Raw genomic sequence first — 19,554 nt, 5'->3', positions numbered from 1 at the left:
GTCAGGGGGCGAGAGGCCGGTAGTCGAACCAGTCGATGTCGGCGACGGTGGTGGAGGAGGCGCCGTGGGCGGTGGCGTACGGGCCGAGCCAGACGCCGAGGAAGCCGCCCGCGCGGGGCGAGCTGAGGAATCCGCCGTCCACGGAGGTCAGTTCGGCCTCCGCCTCGGGCCCGGCGCCGGCGGGGGCGTAGCGCAGCCCGTAGCGCTGACCCTCGGCGTGGATGCGCAGGACCACCGGGCCCGAGGGCAACGGCGCCTGCGCGAGCAGGCGTTGCTCGCCCCGCGTGCGGACCGCGGCGAGCACGCGGCAGCCGCCGCGCCCGTCACCGGCCACCGCGAGCACCAGATGGTCCGCCTCGGACTGGCGGACGGCGAGCCCCGCCCACTCCTGCGGCGTCCCGGGCGCCACGTCGAGGAGCGCGGACACGCTGACGTCCTGGTGCTGCTGGCGCCGGCCCAGGAAGCAGGGGGTGCCTACGTCGGCGAGCGTGGAAGGCCCGAGCGGCAGCCGCAGCGAGCCGGGACGTCCGGTGAGCGACCAGAAGGGTTCCCCGGTGCGCACCTGGTTCCACCGCGGGTCCAGCCGTGGGCCGTCGAAGTCGTCGCGCACCGGCTCCGGGTGGGGATCACGAGGGGACCCGGCGACCGCGGGCGGACGGAACGGGCCGAGCGTGGTGCCGACGCCGGGCGCGAAGAGCGGCCAGCCGTCCTCCCAGCGCACCGGGACGAGGAAGGTCTCCCGCCCGAGGTTGGGGTGGTACCCGCCGTACGGACGGCTGCCCAGCAGCACCGCCCACCACCACTGCCCCTGCGCCGTGCGCACCAGGTCGGCGTGGCCGACGCCCACGACGGGGAAGTCACGGCCCAGGTGCCGGTGGGTGAAGACCGGATTGGCCGGGTTCCCGGTGTACGGACCGGTGACGTGGTCGGCGCGGGCGACGCTGACGGCGTGCCCGTGCTCGGTGCCGCCCTCCGCCGCCAGCAGGTAGTAGCGGCCGTCCACCGTGTACAGGTGGGGTCCCTCGGCCCACACGGCGCCGTGCAGCGCGCCGCGCCACAGCAGGTGCTCGGGGCCGGTGAGGGTCAGCTCCGCGGCGTCGAACTCCCGCAGCCAGACGTCGGTCTGGCCCTCCCACTCCCCCGGTTCCGCGAGCCGCGTGCCTGTGCACCAGGCGCGGCCGTCGTCGTCGAAGAACAGGGAGGGGTCGATGCCGGGCGCGTCGTCCAGCCACACCGGGTCGCTCCACGGCCCGGCGGGGTCGGTGGCGGTGACGACGAAGGTGCCGCCCTGTCCGCTGCCGCCCACCAGGGTGGTCACGACGTAGAAGCGGCCCCGGTGGTGCCGGATCGTCGCGGCGAAGATCCCCTCGGAGGAGGCGACGGTGCCGAGGTCCACCTGCGAGGGCCGGTCCAGGACGTGCCCGATCGGCCGCCAGTGGACCAGGTCGCGGCTGTGGAACACCGGGATCCCCGGGAAGTACTCGAACGTCGAGTTCACCAGGTAGAAATCGGCCCCGACCCGGCAGACGCTCGGGTCGGGATGGCAGCCCGGCAGGACGGGGTTGGCGACGTCCACCGTCGACACGGCCGCCTCCCCCGTCCCTTCGGGCAGGTTCACCTGGACTCCTCCGGTGCGCCGGTGACCAGCACGTGCAGCCGCCGGGTGTGGTCCACCTGCCGTGCCGGGCCGGTGAGTTCGGCCCGCACGGTGAACCGGACGTCGGTGCTGGAGGCCGCCAGCCGCACCTCCAGCTCCCCCGGTTCCACGACGCGGCGGCCGTCCCGGCCGGTGAAGGCGGCGACGTCGGCGGGGACCGTGACGCCGATGCGCCGCGCCTCGCCCGCCTCCAGCGGCACCCGGAGGTAGCCGACGAGCCGCTGCACCGGCTGGACGACGGAGGCGATCGGGTCGTGCAGGTAGACCTGGACGACCTCGCTGCCCGCGCGACCGCCGGTGTTGCGGACGGTGAAGGACAGTTCGACCTCGCCGTCGGTGCCGGTGACGGCCCGGCCGTCGGCGCCGCCGTGCACCTGCGGCGCGGACCACTCGAAGGCCGTGTACGTCAGTCCGTGGCCGAAGCCGAAGGCCGCGGCCGGGTCGATGTTGGAGACCTCGCTGGCCCGCGCGAGCGGCGCGGCGAGGTAGGTGGAGGGCTGGACGCCCGGGTGCCGGGGCACGCTCACCGGCAGCCGCCCGGACGGGTTGATGCGCCCGCTCAGCACTCCGGCCAGGGCCGGGGTGCCCTCCTGTCCCGGGAAGAAGGTCTGGACGACGGCCGCGGCCTCGTCCACGGCCCGTCCGAGGGCGTACGGGCGGCCGGCCAGCAGGGTGAGCACGACGGGCGTCCCCGTGTCGAGGAGCGCGTCGAGCAGCCGCTGCTGCACGCCGGGCAGGGTGAGCGACTCCGCGTCGCAGCCCTCGCCGCTGGTGCCGCGGCCGAAGAGCCCGGCACGGTCGCCCAGCGCGGCGACCACCACGTCGGCGTCCAGGGCCGCGCGTACGGCCGCCGCGATGCCGGAGACATCGCTGTCATCGACGCCGCAGCCCGCCACGGTCACGATCTCGGAGCCGGGGAACTCCGCCACCAGGGCCTGGCGCAGCGTGGGCAGGTCGATGCCGAGCGGGGTGTCCGGGTGCTGGGCGCCGACGTGCACGGGGAAGGAGTAGCAGCCCAGCACGGCGGTCGGGGTCTGCGCCTGAGGGCCGACGAGCGCGATGCGGGCGGGCCGCCCCAGGGGCAGGGTGCCGTCGTTGCTCAGCAGGACGGCGGACCGCTCGGCCAGGCGCCGCGACAGGTCCCGGTGGGCGGCGGAGTTCAGGTCGACCGTGCCGCGCAGGCCCTGCGGATCGGTGAGGTCGGCCCCGGCGAGCGCGGACGGCACCGGGCTCCACCCGGGGTCGAGCAGGCCGAGCTGCGCCTTCTGGGTCAGGACGCGGCGCAGCGCGCGGTCCACGAGCTTCTCGTCGACCAGACCCGCGGCGACGGCGTCCCGCAGCGGCTGCCCGAAGGTCTTGACGGTGGGGAGCTCCACGTCCACGCCGGCGTGCAGCGCGGTGCCCGCCGCGTCCGCCCAGTCGGCGGCGACGCCGTGCAGGGTCTTGAGGAAGGCGATCCCGAAGTAGTCGGCGACCACGGTCCCGTCGAAGCCCCAGGTGTCCCGGAGCAGTCCCGTGAGCAGCTCCTCGTCGGCGGCCGAGGGGACGCCGTCGGTGTCGGTGTACGCGTGCATCACGGACCGGACGCCGCTCTCCCGGACCGCCATCTCGAAGGGCGGCAGGACGACGTCCGCGCGCTCCCGCGGGCCCATGCTGACCGGCGCCAGGTTGCGCCCGGCGCGGGAGGCGGAGTAGCCGGCGAAGTGCTTCAGGGTGGCCACGATGCCCGCGGACTCCAGGCCCTGGATGTACGCGGTGGCGATGGTCCCGACGAGGTACGGGTCCTCGCCGATGGTCTCCTCGACCCGGCCCCAGCGCGCGTCGCGCACGACGTCGAGGACCGGGGCCAGACCCTGGTGGACGCCGACCGAGCGCATGTCGCGGCCGATGGCCGCGGCCATCACCCGGACCAGCTCGGGGTCGAAGGAGGCGCCCCAGGACAACGGGACGGGGTAGGTGGTCGCGCCCCAGGCCGCGAAGCCCGCGAGGCACTCCTCGTGGGCCATGGCCGGGATGCCGAACCGGTTGGCCGCGGCGACCCGTTGCTGGGTGCGCATCAGGGACAGCGCGCCCAGGGCGGGGTCGACGGGGACGGTGCCGAAGGGCCGGGTGAGCTGTCCGAGGCCGTCCGGCAGGAGGTCTTCCAGACGGGGCGGCTCGTCCATGTCGTGCTGGTGGGGGGCCACTTCGGCCCCCTCACTGGAGGCGCCGACCCAGACGCCGTAGAGCTGGGCGATCTTCTCGTCCAGGGTCATGTCGCGGATCAGCGCCTCGACGCGGGAGTCGGCGGTCACGTTGTCGTTCACTTTCCTCCGACGCCCATGAGCCCCTGCACGAGGGCACGGCGGGCGAACAGGTAGACGAGCAGGACAGGGATCGTGGACAGCACCACGGCGGCCAGCAGGCCGGGGATGTTGATGCCGTACTGGGTCCGGAAGTTGTAGAGGCCCAGCGTGATCACCTTGGTCTCCTCGGACTGGGTGAGCACGAGGGGGAAGAGGAAGCCGTTCCACGCCTGCAGGGCGGAGAAGACGACGATCGTCGACAGCCCGCTGCCGGACAGCGGCAGGACGAGCTGGAAGAAGGTCCGCCGGACGGAGGCGCCGTCCATGGCCATCGCCTCGAACAGGTCGGAGGTGATGTCGCGCATCGTGCCGGTCAGGATCAGCGTGCACACTGGCAGGCAGAACGCCGCCGTCGGCAGGATGATGCCGATGAGGTTGTCGTAGAGCCCGGCCTTGCTGATGACGTAGAACATCGGGACGATCACGGCCTGCGCGGGGATGGCCAGGCCCAGCAGGAAGAGCCGGAACACCCCGGACGTGCCGCGGCCCCGGTTGCGGACGATGGTGAACGCCAGCGGCGGCACGAGCAGCAGCACGATGGCCACCACGCTGACCGTGACGACGACCGTGTTGAGGAAGTACTGCCCGAAGCCGTTGCTGAAGTCCTGGACGTAGTTGTCCAGCGTGAAGGAGCGGGGGAAGGCCAGCGGGCCGTTGGCGCTGTACTCCTCGCGCGTCTGCACGGTGGCGCCGAGCATGACGTACAGCGGCAGGCCCACCAGCGCGAGCCACAGCAGGGCGCCCAGGCCCGCCAGGTAGTTGGGGCGGCGCCTCATCAGAGCCCCTCCTTGGTGCCGGCCATCTTGTCGTAGCCGGAGACGCGGACGACGATCAGTGAGATCACGGTGGCGACGACGACGAGCATCAGCGCGACCGCAGCGCCCGCGCCGAAGTCGAACCCCTTGAAGGCCTTGTCGTACATGTAGTAGGCGCTGATGGTGGTGTCGGTGCCGGGGCCGCCCTGGGTGAGGATCAGCACCGTGTCGAAGGTGGTGAGACCGCCGACGATCATCAGGATCATCGAGGTGATGATCGAGTTGCGCAGCTGCGGCAGCGTGATGTGGAAGAACTGCCGTACGGTGCCCGCGCCGTCGATCTGCGCCGCCTGGTAGAGCACCTGCGGGATCGCCCGGGTCGCACCCTGGTAGATCAGGGCGTGGAACGGGGTGAACTGCCAGGTGCTGACGAACACCAGCACGCCGATCGCGGCGGTCTGCGTGCCGAAGAGGTTGCCGTCGCCGAACAGCCAGCGCGCCTGCGAGGGCACACCGAAGTTCGGGTCGAGCAGCGCGCGCCACAGCACCGACACGGCGGTCGCGGACAGCAGCAGCGGCACGAAGAAGACCGCCGACAGCACGGCGCGGTTGCGCTGGGGACCGGCCGCCCAGACGCCGAGCAGGATGCTCAGCGGGGTTTGGACGACGACGCCCAGCACGGTGAGCAGCACGCTCAGCCAGAGGCTCTTGATCATGACGGGGTCCTGAAAGACCCGGACCCAGGTGTCGAAGCCCGCGAACTCGGGCGAGCCAAGTCCGCTCCAGGTGGTGAAGGACAGCACCGCCACCAGCACCAGCGGCACGACGGCGAACAGGGCGAAGAAGATCGTGGCGGGGAGCGCCCAGGCGAGGCCCGGCCGGCCGATGGTACGGCCGACCGGGCGCTGCGTCTGCCGCTTGCCCGTCACGGAGGCAGTGAGGGAGACCATGCGGGACGTCGCTCTCAGGAGGTGGGCAGGGCCTGCATGGCCTTGATGAAGCCGTCCGCGTCGACCTGGCCGTTGAAGAACTGCTGCACGGCCTGGTGGATCGGCGTGATGCCCGACGGCGGGTAGGCCTGGTCCCACGACAGCTGGAACGAGGGTGCCTTCTGGACCAGGTCGAACTGGTACTTCAGGTAGTCCGGGTTGTCGGCCGAGTCGAGGAACTTGGTGGTGTTCGTGGTGGTCGGCAGGTTGCCGATGGCCAGCTGCTGCTTCACGAAGTCGTCGGAGTACATCAGCTTGAGGAACTCCGCCACCGCTTCGGGGTGCTCGGTCTTCTTCAGCACCGAGTAGAAGTTGTTGGTGTTGCCGACGACGTTCGCGGCGTCACCCTTGCCGCCGGTGACGGTCGGGAAGTTGGTGTAGCCGAGGTCGTTCTTGGCGAAGTCCGGGCTGGCGTCCTGCTGCGTGGAGTACTCCCAGGAGCCCATGAGCTCGAAGCCGGCCTTGCCGCTGGCGAGGAGCTGGGGCGAGCCGCCGTCGGTGAACTTCACCGAGTCGAAGTTGGTGCCGAAGGCGCCGGCGTCGATGAGCTCCTTGAGCATGCCCAGCGCCTTCTTGCTGTCCTCGCTCTCCCAGGCGCTCTTGTCGCCGCCGAGGGCCTTGGTGAACAGCTCCGGGCCGGCGACGCGGTCGTAGAGGTACTCGAACCACATCAGCGTCGGCCACTGGTCGCCGCCGCCGAGCGCGATCGGGGTGACGCCCTTGGCCTTGAGCTTCTTGACCGCGTCGATGAGCTCGTCCCAGGTCTGCGGGGGCTGGACGCCCGCGTCCGCGAGGACCTTCTTGTTGTTGAACATCAGCACCGGCTGGGTGCCGCGCATCGGCACGCCGTAGGACTTGCCGTCGACGACCGCCGTGTTGAAGACCGAGGACAGGAAGTTGTCCTTCAGGCCCGGGTCCTTCTTGATGAAGTCGTCGAGCGGGAGCAGCAGACCGGCCTTCACGAACGGCTGGATGCTGCCGCCACCCCAGTTGAAGAAGACGTCGGGGGCCTGCTTGGTGTTGATGACGGTCTGCAGCTTCTGCTGGTAGTCCGCGCCGGGGACCGTGTCGAGGACGGCCTTGACCTTCGAGGTCTTGTTGAACTCGGCGACGATCGCCTTCTCCACCTTGTTCGCGGAGTCGCCGTACACGAGGACGTGAATCGTCCCGGAATCGCCTCCCGCGGAGGCGCCATCGCCGCCGCAGGCGGTCAGGGTCAGGCCCAGTGCCAGTGTCGCGCCGCCGGCGACGGCACGGGGGAACCACGCACGCTTCTTCATGATCGACCTCTCGAAAGTTTCGGCCGCTTTGCCGAAATTCGCCTGACGACGGACCGTAGGCTCCCTCCTCGCCGGGGTCAACAGCGTGGAATTGACGCGACCAAACCGTTACCGAAGGGCGGTGCTCTATCCTGTGCCGCATGCGTGATGATGAGACCGAGGGCCGTATCACCCTGGCCGACGTGGCTTCGAAAGCGGGCGTCTCACTTTCGACAGTTTCGAAGGTGCTCAACGGACGTCCCGATGTGGCCGCGCCGACCCGGAGCAAGGTCGAGCGCCTGCTGGAGGCGAACGGCTACCAGCGCCCCTCCCCCACCCAGCCCGAGTCGCGGCTGATCGAGATCGTCTTCCACGAGCTCGAGAGCGTCTGGGCGATGGAGCTCATCCGGGGCGTGGAGAACGTCGCCAAGAGCCGCAACATGAGCGTGGTGCTCACCGAGAGCGGCACCCGCCACGCCCCCGGCCCCGAGTGGATCGAGGGCGTGCTGCGCCGCCGGCCGCTCGGCGTCGTCCTGGTCTTCTCCTCGCTGCCCGACGACATCAAGCGCAAGCTGCGCTCACGGGCCATCAACTTCGTGATCATCGACCCGGCCGGCGATCCCGAACCCGACGTCCCGTCCGTGGGCTCGGCGAACTGGGCCGGCGGCGTCGCGGCCACCCGGCACCTCATCGACCTCGGCCACCGCCGCATCGGCATCATCACCGGGCCCGACGACATGCTGTGCTCCCTGGCCCGTCTCGACGGCTTCCGCTCGGCCATGGGCATGGCGGGGCTCACCGTCGACAACGACCTGATCCGCTACGGGGACTTCCACGTGCAGGGCGGGCACGACGGGGCCCTCGCCCTGCTGGAGCGGCCCGACCCGCCGACCGCCATCTTCGCCGGCAGCGACCTGCAGGCGCTCGGCGTCCTGGAGGCGGCCCGGGTCAAGGGTCTGCAGGTGCCGCGCGACCTGTCCGTGGTCGGCTACGACGACATCCCGCTCGCCCAGTGGGCGAGCCCGTCGCTCACCACCGTCAACCAGCCGCTGGTCGAGATGGCCGAGGAGGCCGCCCGGATGCTGCTCCGGCTGTCCCAGCCCGACGAGACCGGCGACAAGAGCAACACCCGTATGGAGCTGGGCGTCAGACTGGTCGTCAGAAAGAGCACCGCAGCGCCGCGCGACGCCGGGGCGACGCGCGAGGACTGATCTCCGGAAGGGCGCGGAGCGGGCGCACGGCATCGCCGGCGGGGGCGCGGAGCGCGCTAGCGGAGGACTGTGTGACGAAGGCCACACCCGATGTCAACGCCTTTCGGAGTGGCGGTGATTACCGCGGGCGGGTGGCGGGAAATGCTCGCTATGGCCGAGGCCGAGAGCCCGGTCTGCCCCGCTGGTGGGCGTTCTTCTGAGGGGGAGATGCACCCATGCGCACCCATGCACGACACAGCCGCGGCGAACGCACGCTGGTGGCGCTCGAGGAGGAGCACGAACGTCGCGAGCCGTTCGAGCTGCTGACGGCGGAAGACGCCGAAGACGCCTTCGACGACGAAGGCTTTGAGATCTTCCGGGTGCACTGCCCCGACTGCGCCCGCCCGATCGCGCTCTTCACCGACGAGGACGTCCTGCCGCAGCACGCGCTGTGCGCCTCGCCCTGGAACCCCTTCGGGCTGACGGTCTGCCCCGGCTCGGGGCGTGCCACCGCCGAGGCCTCGCCGGCCCCCGGCGACGCCCGGGACGACGACACGGAGTGGGGCGCGCTGCTGACGCTCCCCGCCGGGCTGGACTGGCGCACGCAGCCGTTCTCCCACGTGGGCGGACCCGGTTCACAGCCGATCCGCGTGCCGTTCCAGCGCGCGGCCTGACCCGCGCCCACCGTACGCTCGGTGCCGCGCCGCCCCCGCCGGGCGGCGCGGCACGACTGTCTCAGTGCTCCTTGCTCTCCGGCCCTGCGAGGCTGCGGGCGATCACCATGCGCTGGATCTGGTTGGTGCCCTCGACGATCTGCAGCACCTTGGCCTCGCGCATGTACCGCTCGACGGGGAAGTCGGCGGTGTAGCCGTAGCCCCCGAGCAGCTGCACCGCGTCCGTGGTCACCTGCATCGCGGCGTCCGTGCAGAACAGCTTGGCCATGGCCGCCTGCCGGGAGAACGGCCGGCCCGCGTCCCGCAGCCGGGCGGCCGCGAGGTACAGCGCCCGGCCGGCCTCGATCTTGGTGGCCATGTCGGCGATCATGAAGCGCAGCCCCTGGAAGTCCACGACGGGACGGCCGAACTGCTGCCGGGTCATCCCGTACGCGAGCGCCTCGTCGAGGGCGGCCTGGGCGACGCCGATGGCGCAGGCGGCGATGCCGAGGCGGCCGGAGTCGAGCGCGGCCAGCGCGATGGTGAAGCCCTGGCCCTCGTCACCGACGCGGCGGCTGTCGGGGACGGTCACGCCGTCGAAGTGGACCTGGGCCGTGGGCGACCCCTTCATGCCCATCTTCTTCTCCGGGACCGCCGCGGTCAGGCCCTCCGCGTCGCCGGGCACCAGGTACGCGGTGATGCCGCGCGGGCCCTCGGCGCCGCTGCGGGCGAGCACCGTGTAGAAGTCTGCGACACCGCCGTGGGTGATCCACGCCTTGGTGCCCTCGATCCGCCACGCGTCGCCCTCGCGGGTGGCACGGGTCCGCAGGGACGCGGCGTCGGAGCCGGAGGCGGGCTCGGAAAGGCTGTAGGCGCCGAGCAGGGAGCCGCCGAGCATGGCCGGCAGGTGCTCGGTGCGCTGCTCCTTGCTGCCGAACTGGGCGACCGCGTGGCAGGCCAGGGTGTGCACGCTCACCCCGAGACCGACGGTCAGGCGCGCCGCCGCCAGTTCCTCCAGGACCTGCAGGTAGACCTCGTACGGCTGGCCACCGCCGCCGTGCTCCTCCGGGTAGGGCAGTCCGAGCAGCCCCGCCTCGCCGATGAGGCGGAAGACCTCGCGCGGGAAGACGCCCGCGTCCTCCTCCTCGGCCGCCCTGGGCTTGATCTCCCGCTGGGCCAGCTCGCGTACGAGCGCGAGCAGGTCGCGGGCCTCCTCGGTGGGAAGCTGTCGGTCCACCGGCTGAAGGCCGTCGTGGGACATGGCGGCACTCTCCTCCCTGTCGGGCGCTGCGGCGGCGTCCGCACAGGGTGTGGCGGCGCTACCGGGTTGTCGACCGTAGACCGATGGTCTCCTGCCGGGTCACGGCATGGTCCGACCTGCGGCTTCGGCGCGTTGGAGTATGCCCGATCGGAGGTGTCGGAGTCACGGGGTGCCAGGCCCTCCGGAGCGTGCGGCAGCGGATTTTTTCATACCGCGCGCCCATGGGCGGGCTTTTCGCAAGGCTGTACGGGTCATGGGGCCGTTCGGGTTAGCGTCGTCCCGCGCGCGGTGCGCGTGCGGGGCGTGTGTCGCCCGTGCCAGGAGTCGAGGAAAGGTGATGCCGGTGTCCGTGTTCCGTGCGTGGGGCCCGAAGGTGGCCGCGGTGGCGGTCGTCGCGCTGGCGGTGGCGGGCTGCGGCGGCCAGGACACGGATGCGGCGGGCGGTCCGGTCGCCCTGGAGCGGATCGGCGAGGCCGTCGGGTGCACCCCGCAGCTGCAGACCGACGTGAAGGAGCTGCGGCAGGGGGCGTGCACGACGGCACGCGGTGCCTATGTGATGCTCACCTTCACCAGCGAGGCCGGCCAGAAGTCGTGGCTGGAGGAGGCGGAGCCGTACGGCGGCTCCTACCTGATCGGGGAGCGCTGGGTGGTGGAGGCCGATCCCGAGGCGCTGGCGCCGGTGCGCGAGAAGCTGGGCGGCAGGGTCGAGGAGGGGGCGCACCACGGCGGCCACTCCGCCGCTTCGCCCTCGGCACCCGCGTCCGCCACGAGCCGGTAGCGGGCCGGGGAGGCCCCGCCCCGTCGCCATCCGCGGCGCTCCGCGAGCGCTACCGCCGGTCGGACCGCACCGTCACGTCCCGAACATCAGCGACGTGACCTGCACCGACGGCCAAGGCCAACGGGTGGCGTGTGCGCGACCTGCCGACCGGCCGGACCGGCACGCACCCGCCCCCGCAGGACCAAGGAGCCTCCCCAGACCCCGCATCCCCCATCTCCGGCGCCGCTCGGTGCTTGCCCGCCGTGGCGGCCGCGGGCGAGTTCACCGGCGCGGTCACCGGAGCCGTCGCCGCGTGGAGCGAGGCGGTGGACAACGTGGTGTTCGAGCCGGTGCTCCCCCGACCGGTTCGCGGACGTCCGCATCGTCGCCTTCGGCGGCCGGCCCTACGCGGAACAGGAGGAACCCGGCCGCGGCACCGTCCACATCTGCCGCCAGGCGGTGCACGAGGGCTACGACCCGACATGGATCGCGGCGCACGAACTGTCACATCCTCGGTCTCGACGCCAAGAAGCCTGGGCCCCGCTCCAGCCTGATGTCCGGGAGCACCGCCGGCACCTCGTGCCACAGCATCCAGCCGGACGAGGCCGAACGGAGCGCCGTGGAGGGCATGTTCGGCACACGTCTGCCGGTCGCAGGGGCCGCGTGACCCCCGGCCACGGCAGGGCGGGGCCCGGCACACGTCGGCCTGCGCCTCATGTGCCGGGCCGCCCTCGGCCGCGGGCTCGTGGGGGGGGCGGGTCAGACCTCCAGGTCGGATTCGATGCGCCTGAGCTGGTGGCGGGCCATCGCCAGGTTCGCCCGGTCCTTGTCCAGCGCGACGTAGAGGAACAGCCCCTTGCCCGAGCGGCCGGTCAGCAGCCGGATCATGTGGATCTGGGTGTTGAGCGTGATCAGGATGTCCTCGATGTGCTCCTTGAGGTTGAGCATCTCCATGGTGCGCATCTTGGCGCGGACCACGTCGGTGTTGCCCGCGGCCGCGACGGTCAGGTCGAGGTCCTTGGAGCCCCCGAGGGTGCCCAGGGCCATGCCGCTGCCGTAGTCCACGAGAGCGACGCCCAGGACGCCCTCGATCGACGTCATGACATCCTTCAGCGCGGTCTCGGTGTTGGCCATTGCGGTCTCACTTCCTTGTCGTTGAGTTCTCTGACGTGACGAATGCCTGGGTCCGGTAACGGCGCGGCCGCGTGCGGTGCCCGACGGCTTGTCGGCTGATGAGCTGGGTCCTGCGGTCATTTCCGCTCCTGACGTTGGAGCGCGAGGTCGACGAGATCCTCGATCCGTCGACTGGATCGGCGTGCCTCCAGGTGCAGGCGGCCCACGTTGGAGCCGGGTCCCGCCACCAGGGCGAGGGCCATGGCCCCGCCGGCGGCGTACGCGGCGATGTACCCGCGGTCGCCCCTGACGAGCAGTTCCCGGAAGCCGCCGCACTCGGTGGCCTCCGTGATGCGGGCCGCCACGCCCAGTGCCGCGGCGGTCAGCGCGGCGACCCCCTCCGGTTCCGGCCCGCTCAGGTCGTGCGCGACGACCAGGCCGTCGACGCTGGCGACGAGCCCGCCCGTCAGGTGCGGCACCCTCGCCCGCAGGCTCCGGAGTTCGGCCAGTACATCGGCTTCGAGTGCCACCAGCTGTCTCCTTCCGGCGAGCTGCCGCAGAGCCTTCCTCCACGGTCGTTCGGCGGGCGCCGGGCGGGTCGGCAGGGCGCTCACAGGCGGGCCTCCAGGGCGGCACGAAGTCGTAGCAACAGGGCGACTGAGGGATCGGAGGACGACAGGACCGCCGACTGCGATCCGCCGTGGGCGAAGGGCGTGGGCGCCACCGGTGGCAGCGGCGCGGGCGCCACCGGCGCTGGCGGCACGGGCGCTGGGCGGGCCGGAGCCGGAGCCGCGGGTGCCTGGGCGCGTACCGGCATGCTGATCCGGCCGGTCGCGGCCAGCCGACGGACGTCCAGCAGGGTCGCGAAGGCGGAACGTCCCAGGTGCCAGGCGATCTGGACCGGCGTACGGGATCCGTCCGCCGCCGCCAGCACCGCCAGCTGGGCGGGCGTGGGGGCCCTGGCCCGGCCGCCCCGCACCCCGCCCTCGGAGCGGGGGACGACGGGGCCGGCGTCGGTGTCGTCCCACGGCCAGGCCCGCTCCAGTTGCGCGCGGCGCCGCTGCGCCTCCCTGGCCACGCGCTGGGCGGGGACCGGCCGGGAGATGGGACCCAGCCGGGAGGTGGCGCCCGGCTGGAACCGGTCGGGTTCCGAGTCGGGCAGCAGGGTGAAGTAGGAGGCGTCGAAGAGCGCCAGCAGGTGGCAGAGCTCGAGCTCCCCGCGGGCCACCCGCCCGGTGTCGACGAGGTGCCCGCCGACGCCGCGCTCGGCGCTCGCGATGGTGACCGCCTCGCGCCACTGGTCCGGGGAGAGCAGCCCGCAGGCAATGAGCCGTACCCCGAGGTCGGGGGCGCAGGGGCTCTCGGCGTGGACGATCGCCCCGTCGCGCAGGTAGACCGCCCCCGCCGATCCGTACAGCGCCCCGCTGGCCCTCGCCTCCGCGAGCCGGGCCAGTGCGGCGGTGAAGGCGTACGCGCCCACCACCCCGGCGCGGACCTGGGCCGGCGCGCTGCCGCGCGCCGGAATGCGCCGGGGCAGACCGCGCATGGCCAGTGCCGGCCGCCCCGCCTCCGTGCCCGTCATACGAGCACCAGCCGCTCGGCGATGGACTGCAGCCCGAGCCGGGCGACGGCCAGGTTGGCCATCGACCGGTCCAGCCACAGGTAGAGGATGACGTCGCTGTCGAAGGAGGTGTCGAGGAAGCGGATGAGGTGGTAACTCCCCGGGGCGGTGATGATGATGTCCTCGACCGGCACCCTTCCGGACTCCTTCGCGGTGAAGGTGCCGCCCTCCACGACCGCCCGCGCCGCCTCGGTGGTGTCCGCGGCGGCCGCCTCGTGACCGTGTCCCGGCTCCTGCCCGACCGCCCCGAGGAGCAGGCCGCTGCTCCAGTCGACCACGCTCGCCCCGAGCACACCGGGAATCGCCAGCGCCTCGGAAAGGCACTCGTCTATGCCGGGCACGCGCACCCCTTCGCCGCCACTTCTGGTATACGGAACAGCACGGAACGTTACTCATCCCGTACGCGAAAAAGGTGAGTTGGGGCATTTTCCGGAGGCATGTGCGGGCGACTCGCTAGGATTCGCCGCCCCTTGTGATCAGTCGGCGCAATTGTCCTCGGGACCGCCCCTGGCGATCCGCGCGAGGACGCCCAGCGCGTCGTCCAGGACCTGCAGGGACGGCGAGGCGAGGCCGATCCGTACGGCGTGCGGCGCGCTGCCGCGGCCCGCGGCGAAGGCGGCCGCGGGGGTGACGGCGATGCCCTGCCGGGCGGCGGCCGCGACGAAGGTGTCGGCGCGCCAGGGCCCGGGCAGCCGCCACCAGCAGAAGCAGGCACGCGGATCCGCCGCGACCGAGAACCCGGCGAGGCGCTCGGCGGCCATGCGGGCCCGCGCGGCCGCGTCGCGCCGCTTGGCCGCCACCACCGCGTCGACGGCGCCGTCGGCGATCCACCGGCAGGCGGCGGCCAGCGCGAAACCGGAGGCCGCGGTGCCCGCCGAGCGCAAGGCCGCGGAAACCGGGGCGGATAGCTCCCGCGGAGTGAGCACGACGCCGGCGGTGAGCCCGGGGGCGAGCCGCTTGGAGAGGCTGTCGACCAGGACCACGCGGTCGGGGGCGTATGCCGCGAGCGGCGGCGGGGCGTCCGCGGCGAGGAATCCCCAGACGGCGTCCTCGACGGCGTGCAGGCCCAGCCGGCCGAGGGCGCCGGCGAGTTCGGCCCGGCGGCCCTCCGGCATGGTGACGCCGAGCGGATTGTGCAGGGTGGGCTGGGTGTAGAGCGCGTGCAGCGGGGCGGCCCGGTGGAGTTCCGCGAGGGCGTCGGGACGCATCCCGTGCTCGTCGCAGGCGACGGGGACGAGGGCGATCCCGAGCCGTGTGGCGAGCGCCTTGACCACGGGGTAGGTGAGCGCCTCCACGGCGAGCCGGCCGCCGGGCGGGACGAGCGCGGCCAGGGCGGCGGCGATGGCCTGACGTCCGTTGCCCGCGAAGAGCAGCCGCCCGGGGTCGGGGCGTGGGCCGGTGCGGGCGAGCAGTTCGGCGAAGGCGTCACGCGCGGCCGGGGTGCCCGCGGCCGTCAGCGGGCGCAGCGCGGCGCCGAGGACGTCGGGGCGCTGCAGCGCGGCGAGCCCGGGGGCGAGCAGCTGCGACTGGCCCTCGGCGACGGGGTGGTTCAGCTCCAGGTCGATCCGCTGGGGTGCCGGCTCGGCGAGGGCGGGTCCCGTGGCGGGCGATGCGGCACGCACGAAGGTACCGCGTCCCACCTCGCCCACGACCAGGCCGCGGCGGGCGAGTTCGGCGTAGACGCGGATCGCCGTGGAGTTGGCGATGCCACGCTGCCGCGCGAAGGTCCGCTGCGGTGCGAGCCGGTCGCCGGGGCGCAGCCGTCCGGCGGCGATGTCGGCCGCCACGGCGTCCGCGACCGTGCGGTAGTCGTCCATCGGTGTTCCTCCTCCGAGGCAATTCCCGTATTGCACCGAGAGCAAAGATGCTATTGCACCGAGCCGGGAGGGGAACCTAGCATCGCGGTCAACTCCCCTGCGGGAAGGGGATCGTGCGAGACGAGGAGATCCCCTTGGCGACGGCATCGGTCAACGGCGTCACACTGGCGTACGACGTCGCGGGGGACGGGCCCGCAACCCCCCTGGTGCTGGTGCACGGCCATCCCTTCGACCGCTCGATGTGGGCCCCGCAGGTCCCCGCGGCGGCGGCCGGCCGCCGGGTGGTCGTGCCTGACCTGCGCGGCTACGGCGCGAGCGAGGTGGTCCCGGGGGTCACCCCGCTGGAGACCTTCGCCCGCGACATCGCCGCCCTGATGGACCGCCTGGGCGTGCCGGAGGCCGTCGTCGGCGGGCTGTCGATGGGCGGTCAGATCGTCATGGAGTTCGAGCGGCTGTTCCCCGGCCGGGTGGCCGGGCTCGTGCTCGCCGACACCTTCCCCGGCGCCGAGACGGCGCAGGGGCGGCGGGCCCGGAACGCGATGGCGGAGCGGCTGCTGGCCGAGGGGATGGACGGCTACGCCGGCGAGGTGCTCGACCGGATGATCACGCCCCGCAACGTGACCGCGCTCCCCGAAGTGGCCGCGCACGTGCTGCGGATGATGCGCGGCACCTCCCCCGAGGGCGCCGCGGCGGCCCTGCGCGGCCGGGCCCGGCGGCCCGACTACGGGGCCGTGCTGGCCGCGGTCCGGGTGCCCACGCTGATCGTGGTCGGCCGGGACGACGTGTACACCCCCGTCGCCGAGGCCGAGGCCATGCACGCGGCCGTCCGCGGCTCGCGGCTCGTGGTCGTCGAGGACGCCGGGCACCTGCCGAACCTGGAGCGGCCGGAGGAGTTCAACGACGCTCTGCGGCGGTTCCTCGACGTCCTCGACGTGCGTCCCTGAGCCGGTGGGCGCCGTACCCCGCCCGTGTGCTCAGGGCGTGGTGTCGACCAGCGAGAGCGAGTGGAGGCGGTCGGGCGGGCCGGGCCTCGCGTAGTACCAGCCCTGCGCGGTGTCGCAGCCCAGCGCGCGCAGGTGCTCGGCCTGGGTGCCGGTCTCGACGCCCTCCACCGTCACCGACAGCCCGAGGGTGTGCGCCAGGTCGACGACGATCTCCACGATCTTCACGTCCACCGGGTCGGCCTGCTGCTGCTGCATCCCGCGCGTAAAGGAGCGGTCGAGCTTGAGGGTGGTGATGGGCAGCCGGCGCAGCGAGGCGAGGTTGGAGTAGCCGGTGCCGAAGTCGTCCAGGGCGATGGCCATGCCGAGCTCGGCGAACTCCCGCAACGGGCGCAGCAGTTCCTCGTCGGCGCCGATGAAGGCGCTCTCGGTGACCTCCAGGCACAGCGCGGTCGGCTCCAGCCCGGCGTCCTTGATCACCGCGAGGGTCTCCGGGACGAGGCCGGGGTGGCCGAGCTGGGCTGGGGAGAGGTTGACGTTGATCCGCAGCGGGTGGCCGTCGCTGCGCGGGAACTGCCAGTCCCGGGCCTGCCAGGCGGCCTGCTGCAGCACCCAGTGGCCGAGCGGCACGATCAGCCCGGTGCTCTCGGCGAGCGGGATGAACTGGTCGGGACCGAGGATCCCGTGCACCGGATGGCACCAGCGCACCAGTGCCTCGGCGCCGCGGACGCTGCCGTCGCCGAGCCGTACCAGCGGCTGGTACTCGATGAAGAACTCGCCGCGCTCCAGGGCCGTCGGCAGCCGGTTGGTCAGCCCGTGCCGGGTGATGGCGCGCGCGTCGGAGTCGGGGTCGGCCAGCTCGAAGCGGTTCCCGCCCGCGGCCTTGGCCCGGTACATCGTGATGTCGGCGCTGCGCAGCACCTCGGCGGGGCCCAGGGAGCCGGCCTGGCCCTCGACGATGCCGATGCTGCACCGTACGGACAGCTCGCGGCCGTCCACCCGGATCGGGTCGGCCAGCGCGGCCAGGATCAGGTCGGCCAGGCCGGTGATGTCCGCGCGGCTGGCGGGGTTGACCACCAGTGCGGCGAACTCGTCGCCGCCGATGCGGGCCACGAGCTGGTCGGGCGAGGTGACGCAGGCCTGGAGGCGTTCGGCGACAGCGACCAGGAGCCGGTCGCCGATGGCGTGGCCGAGGCTGTCGTTGACGTCCTTGAAGCCGTCCAGGTCGAGGTAGCAGACGCCGACGCCCACGCCCTCGGGGCCGTTCAGCGTCTGCTCCAGTCGCTCGAAGAAGAGGTTGCGGTTGGCCAGGCCGGTGAGCGCGTCGTGGGTCGCCTCGTACCGCAGCCGCTCGCTGAGCAGGCGTTCCTCGGTGATGTCCTCCATCAGCGCGAGCATGTACTGCGGGGTCCCGCCGGCGTCGCGCAGCAGGGAGACCGTCAGGTTGGTCCACAGCGCGGTGCCGTCGGGCCGGTAGTAGGCCTTCTCGATGCGGTAGTGGTCGCGCTCGCCCCGGTTGAGCTGGCGCTGCATCTCCCAGACCTCGGGGGCGTCGTCGGCGTGCGCCCAGTCGTAGACGTTCCTGCTGCGGATGTGGCGTTCCAGGCCGCCGAACATGGTGGTGAGGGCGGCGTTGACGTCCAGGATGCGGCCGTCCATGTCGGCGATGCCGATGCCTATGGAGGCGTCCTGGAAGACCGCCCGGAAACGGACCTCGCTCTCGTGCAGGGCCTGCTCGGTGGCGGCCCGGGCGGCGAGCGCCGCCTTGGAGAGGGCCTCCTGCTCGGTCCGCGTGCGTTCCTGCAAGGCCCGGGCGTACCCGGCGGCCACCCAGTGCTGCAGGCGGTTGCAGCGGGTGCGGCCGTCCTCGGGGAACAGGGCGGGGCCGGGCGGGCAGTACAGCAGCAGGTAGGCGTCGACGACGTCGAGGATGCGGGGCAGCGCCTCGGGATCGGTGCAGTGCGCGGCCACGAGCGCGGCGCCGACCTCCGCGGCCGGGCGGGGGTCGAAGGGCTGCGCGCGCAGCGTGGCGTCGAGACGCGCGGCGAGCGGGAGCAGGTACTCCTCGAACTCGCCGCGTGTCATGGAGGTGGCGGTGGCCGGGTAGATCGCCCGGCTCCAGATGATCGCGAAGCGCCGCAGGCTGTCGGCGGGCTCCGGCTCCGGGCCGGGCTCCCTGCTCACGGTCACGCCTTGCGGCCGACGCCCGCGAACCCGCTGAAGACGACCGGGGCGAGCTCGTCGTCGTCCGTGCCGTCGGGGCGCCACAACGGCGCGGAGACCAGGCCGGGTTCGACGAGGTCGAAGCCGTCGAAGAAGCGCTCGACCTCGGCCCGCGACCGCATGATCAGCGGCGAGCTCGCGCTGCGGTAGACGTTCTCGACCCGCTCCCCCTCCTCGGGTCTGCGCGGGCCTCCCTCGACCGAGGCGTGGGTGACGACCAGCAGGCTGCCGGGGGCGATGGCGTCGCGCAGTTCGGCCACGGCCTTGGCCGGTTCGTCGGCGTCCTCGAGGAAGTGCAGGACCGCGACGAGGAGCAGCGCGACCGGGCGCTCCAGGTCGATGAGCCCGCGCACCTGCGCGCTGTCCAGGATGTCGCGGGGCGAGCGCAGGTCGGCGGCGACGATGGCGGCGTTCTCGTGGCCCTCCAGCACGGCACGGCTGTGGGCGACGGCGACCGGGTCGTGGTCGACGTAGACGACGTGCGCGCCGGGACTGGCGGCCTGGGCGACCTCGTGGACGTTGCCGAAGGTGGGGATGCCGGAGCCGATGTCGAGGAACTGGGTGATGCCCTGGTCGACGGAGTAACGCACGGCCCTGCGCATGAACGCCCGGTTGGCCTGCATGATCTTCGGCAGCCCCGGGAAGGCCTCGATGGCCCGCCGTCCCGCCTCCCGGTCGACCTCGAAGTTGTGCGAACCGCCCAGGTAGTAGTCGTAGATGCGGGACACGCTCGGCACGGAAAGATCGATCCCCTGGGGGGCCCAGGCAGGGCGTTCCATCAACGGCTCCAGCTCGTCGGCGATCAGGATTCGTGGTCGTGGACACGACCACGTGCGAGAGAGGCTACTGATCGACCGTTCGAGAGGACACAAGAAATGGAAATATTCGATCCGTTTTCGGTCACAGACCAAAGGCATGTGCCCTGTTCCCTACAAACGGGGAACAGGGCACACCCTACCGACGGATGACGGTC

General features: G+C 72.5%; 18 protein-coding genes. 5 read left to right on the top strand and 13 right to left on the bottom strand.

What is annotated here, in order from left to right; all coding sequences use genetic code 11:
• Position 1: 1 nt before the first annotated feature.
• The 5 genes from PV341_RS04115 to PV341_RS04095 are packed head-to-tail and all read right to left on the bottom strand — an operon-like array spanning position 2 to position 7,026.
• A complete protein-coding gene (locus PV341_RS04115) occupies positions 2 to 1,618 on the bottom strand; it encodes a glycoside hydrolase family 43 protein (RefSeq protein ID WP_500356722.1) in 1,617 nt (538 codons plus the stop codon).
• Positions 1,615 to 3,963 (bottom strand): beta-xylosidase/alpha-l-arabinosidase, encoded by a 2,349-nt coding sequence (locus tag PV341_RS04110; protein ID WP_500323372.1) that lies wholly within the window; start codon positions 3,961 to 3,963, stop codon positions 1,615 to 1,617. Before PV341_RS04110 ends, PV341_RS04115 begins: the two co-directional genes overlap by 4 nt.
• A complete protein-coding gene (locus tag PV341_RS04105) occupies positions 3,960 to 4,778 on the bottom strand; it encodes a carbohydrate ABC transporter permease (protein ID WP_500323370.1) in 819 nt (272 codons plus the stop codon). The genes PV341_RS04110 and PV341_RS04105 overlap by 4 nt, the downstream gene beginning before the upstream one ends.
• Positions 4,778 to 5,707: a carbohydrate ABC transporter permease gene (locus tag PV341_RS04100; protein WP_500323369.1), complete on the bottom strand. Its 930-nt coding sequence runs from the start codon at positions 5,705 to 5,707 to the stop codon at positions 4,778 to 4,780. Before PV341_RS04100 ends, PV341_RS04105 begins: the two co-directional genes overlap by 1 nt.
• Before the next feature lie 14 nt (positions 5,708 to 5,721).
• Positions 5,722 to 7,026 carry an ABC transporter substrate-binding protein gene (locus PV341_RS04095; RefSeq protein WP_500323368.1) on the bottom strand — a complete coding sequence of 435 codons (1,305 nt, stop codon included), beginning with the start codon at positions 7,024 to 7,026 and terminating at the stop codon, positions 5,722 to 5,724.
• Positions 7,027 to 7,166: 140 nt separating this feature from the next.
• Between PV341_RS04095 and PV341_RS04090 the strand changes: the two genes are divergently transcribed.
• Together PV341_RS04090 and PV341_RS04085 are read left to right on the top strand one after the other, a co-directional pair.
• Complete coding sequence (locus PV341_RS04090; RefSeq protein ID WP_500356720.1) at positions 7,167 to 8,216, top strand: LacI family DNA-binding transcriptional regulator; 1,050 nt, start codon at positions 7,167 to 7,169, stop codon at positions 8,214 to 8,216.
• Positions 8,217 to 8,431: 215 nt separating this feature from the next.
• Complete coding sequence (locus tag PV341_RS04085) at positions 8,432 to 8,869, top strand: hypothetical protein (RefSeq protein ID WP_500323366.1); 438 nt, start codon at positions 8,432 to 8,434, stop codon at positions 8,867 to 8,869.
• Positions 8,870 to 8,930: 61 nt separating this feature from the next.
• On the opposite strand, the gene PV341_RS04080 is transcribed toward PV341_RS04085, so the two are convergent.
• Positions 8,931 to 10,109, bottom strand: coding sequence for an acyl-CoA dehydrogenase family protein (locus PV341_RS04080; protein ID WP_500323365.1), 1,179 nt, complete (start codon positions 10,107 to 10,109; stop codon positions 8,931 to 8,933).
• A gap of 343 nt (positions 10,110 to 10,452) precedes the next feature.
• Between PV341_RS04080 and PV341_RS04075 the strand changes: the two genes are divergently transcribed.
• The gene (locus PV341_RS04075; protein WP_499515544.1) at positions 10,453 to 10,887 is read left to right on the top strand and encodes a hypothetical protein; all 435 of its coding nucleotides are present in this window, start codon (positions 10,453 to 10,455) and stop codon (positions 10,885 to 10,887) included.
• 94 nt (positions 10,888 to 10,981) lie between these two features.
• Positions 10,982 to 11,533, top strand: coding sequence for a snapalysin family zinc-dependent metalloprotease (locus tag PV341_RS04070; protein WP_500356718.1), 552 nt, complete (start codon positions 10,982 to 10,984; stop codon positions 11,531 to 11,533).
• Between the two features lie 92 nt (positions 11,534 to 11,625).
• Here the strand turns inward: PV341_RS04070 and PV341_RS04065 are convergent, their stop codons facing one another.
• From PV341_RS04065 to PV341_RS04045, 5 genes are all read right to left on the bottom strand, one after another.
• On the bottom strand, positions 11,626 to 12,000 hold the full coding sequence (locus PV341_RS04065; RefSeq protein ID WP_500323363.1) for a hypothetical protein: 375 nt from the start codon (positions 11,998 to 12,000) through the stop codon (positions 11,626 to 11,628).
• Positions 12,001 to 12,116: 116 nt separating this feature from the next.
• A complete protein-coding gene (locus tag PV341_RS04060; RefSeq protein WP_089223339.1) occupies positions 12,117 to 12,509 on the bottom strand; it encodes a roadblock/LC7 domain-containing protein in 393 nt (130 codons plus the stop codon).
• A gap of 80 nt (positions 12,510 to 12,589) precedes the next feature.
• Positions 12,590 to 13,561: a transcriptional regulator gene (locus tag PV341_RS04055; protein WP_500356716.1), complete on the bottom strand. Its 972-nt coding sequence runs from the start codon at positions 13,559 to 13,561 to the stop codon at positions 12,590 to 12,592.
• On the bottom strand, positions 13,558 to 13,941 hold the full coding sequence (locus PV341_RS04050; RefSeq protein WP_499515541.1) for a hypothetical protein: 384 nt from the start codon (positions 13,939 to 13,941) through the stop codon (positions 13,558 to 13,560). The genes PV341_RS04055 and PV341_RS04050 overlap by 4 nt, the downstream gene beginning before the upstream one ends.
• Before the next feature lie 135 nt (positions 13,942 to 14,076).
• On the bottom strand, positions 14,077 to 15,417 hold the full coding sequence (locus PV341_RS04045) for an aminotransferase-like domain-containing protein (RefSeq protein WP_500323360.1): 1,341 nt from the start codon (positions 15,415 to 15,417) through the stop codon (positions 14,077 to 14,079).
• Between the two features lie 134 nt (positions 15,418 to 15,551).
• On the opposite strand from PV341_RS04045, the gene PV341_RS04040 reads away from it, so the two are divergent.
• Positions 15,552 to 16,361 (top strand): alpha/beta fold hydrolase, encoded by an 810-nt coding sequence (locus PV341_RS04040; RefSeq protein ID WP_500356714.1) that lies wholly within the window; start codon positions 15,552 to 15,554, stop codon positions 16,359 to 16,361.
• A gap of 30 nt (positions 16,362 to 16,391) precedes the next feature.
• On the opposite strand, the gene PV341_RS04035 is transcribed toward PV341_RS04040, so the two are convergent.
• Together PV341_RS04035 and PV341_RS04030 are read right to left on the bottom strand one after the other, a co-directional pair.
• Positions 16,392 to 18,548 (bottom strand): putative bifunctional diguanylate cyclase/phosphodiesterase, encoded by a 2,157-nt coding sequence (locus PV341_RS04035; RefSeq protein WP_500323358.1) that lies wholly within the window; start codon positions 18,546 to 18,548, stop codon positions 16,392 to 16,394.
• A complete protein-coding gene (locus tag PV341_RS04030; protein WP_500323356.1) occupies positions 18,545 to 19,360 on the bottom strand; it encodes an SAM-dependent methyltransferase in 816 nt (271 codons plus the stop codon). Before PV341_RS04030 ends, PV341_RS04035 begins: the two co-directional genes overlap by 4 nt.
• Positions 19,361 to 19,554 lie beyond the last annotated feature (194 nt).

It is taken from the genome of Streptomyces sp. PA03-1a (genome assembly GCF_033792805.1).
Lineage (GTDB): Bacteria > Actinomycetota > Actinomycetes > Streptomycetales > Streptomycetaceae > Actinacidiphila.
The sequence above is the reverse complement of the archived record's forward strand: the minus strand, read 5'-3'. Positions and strand labels throughout refer to the sequence as shown.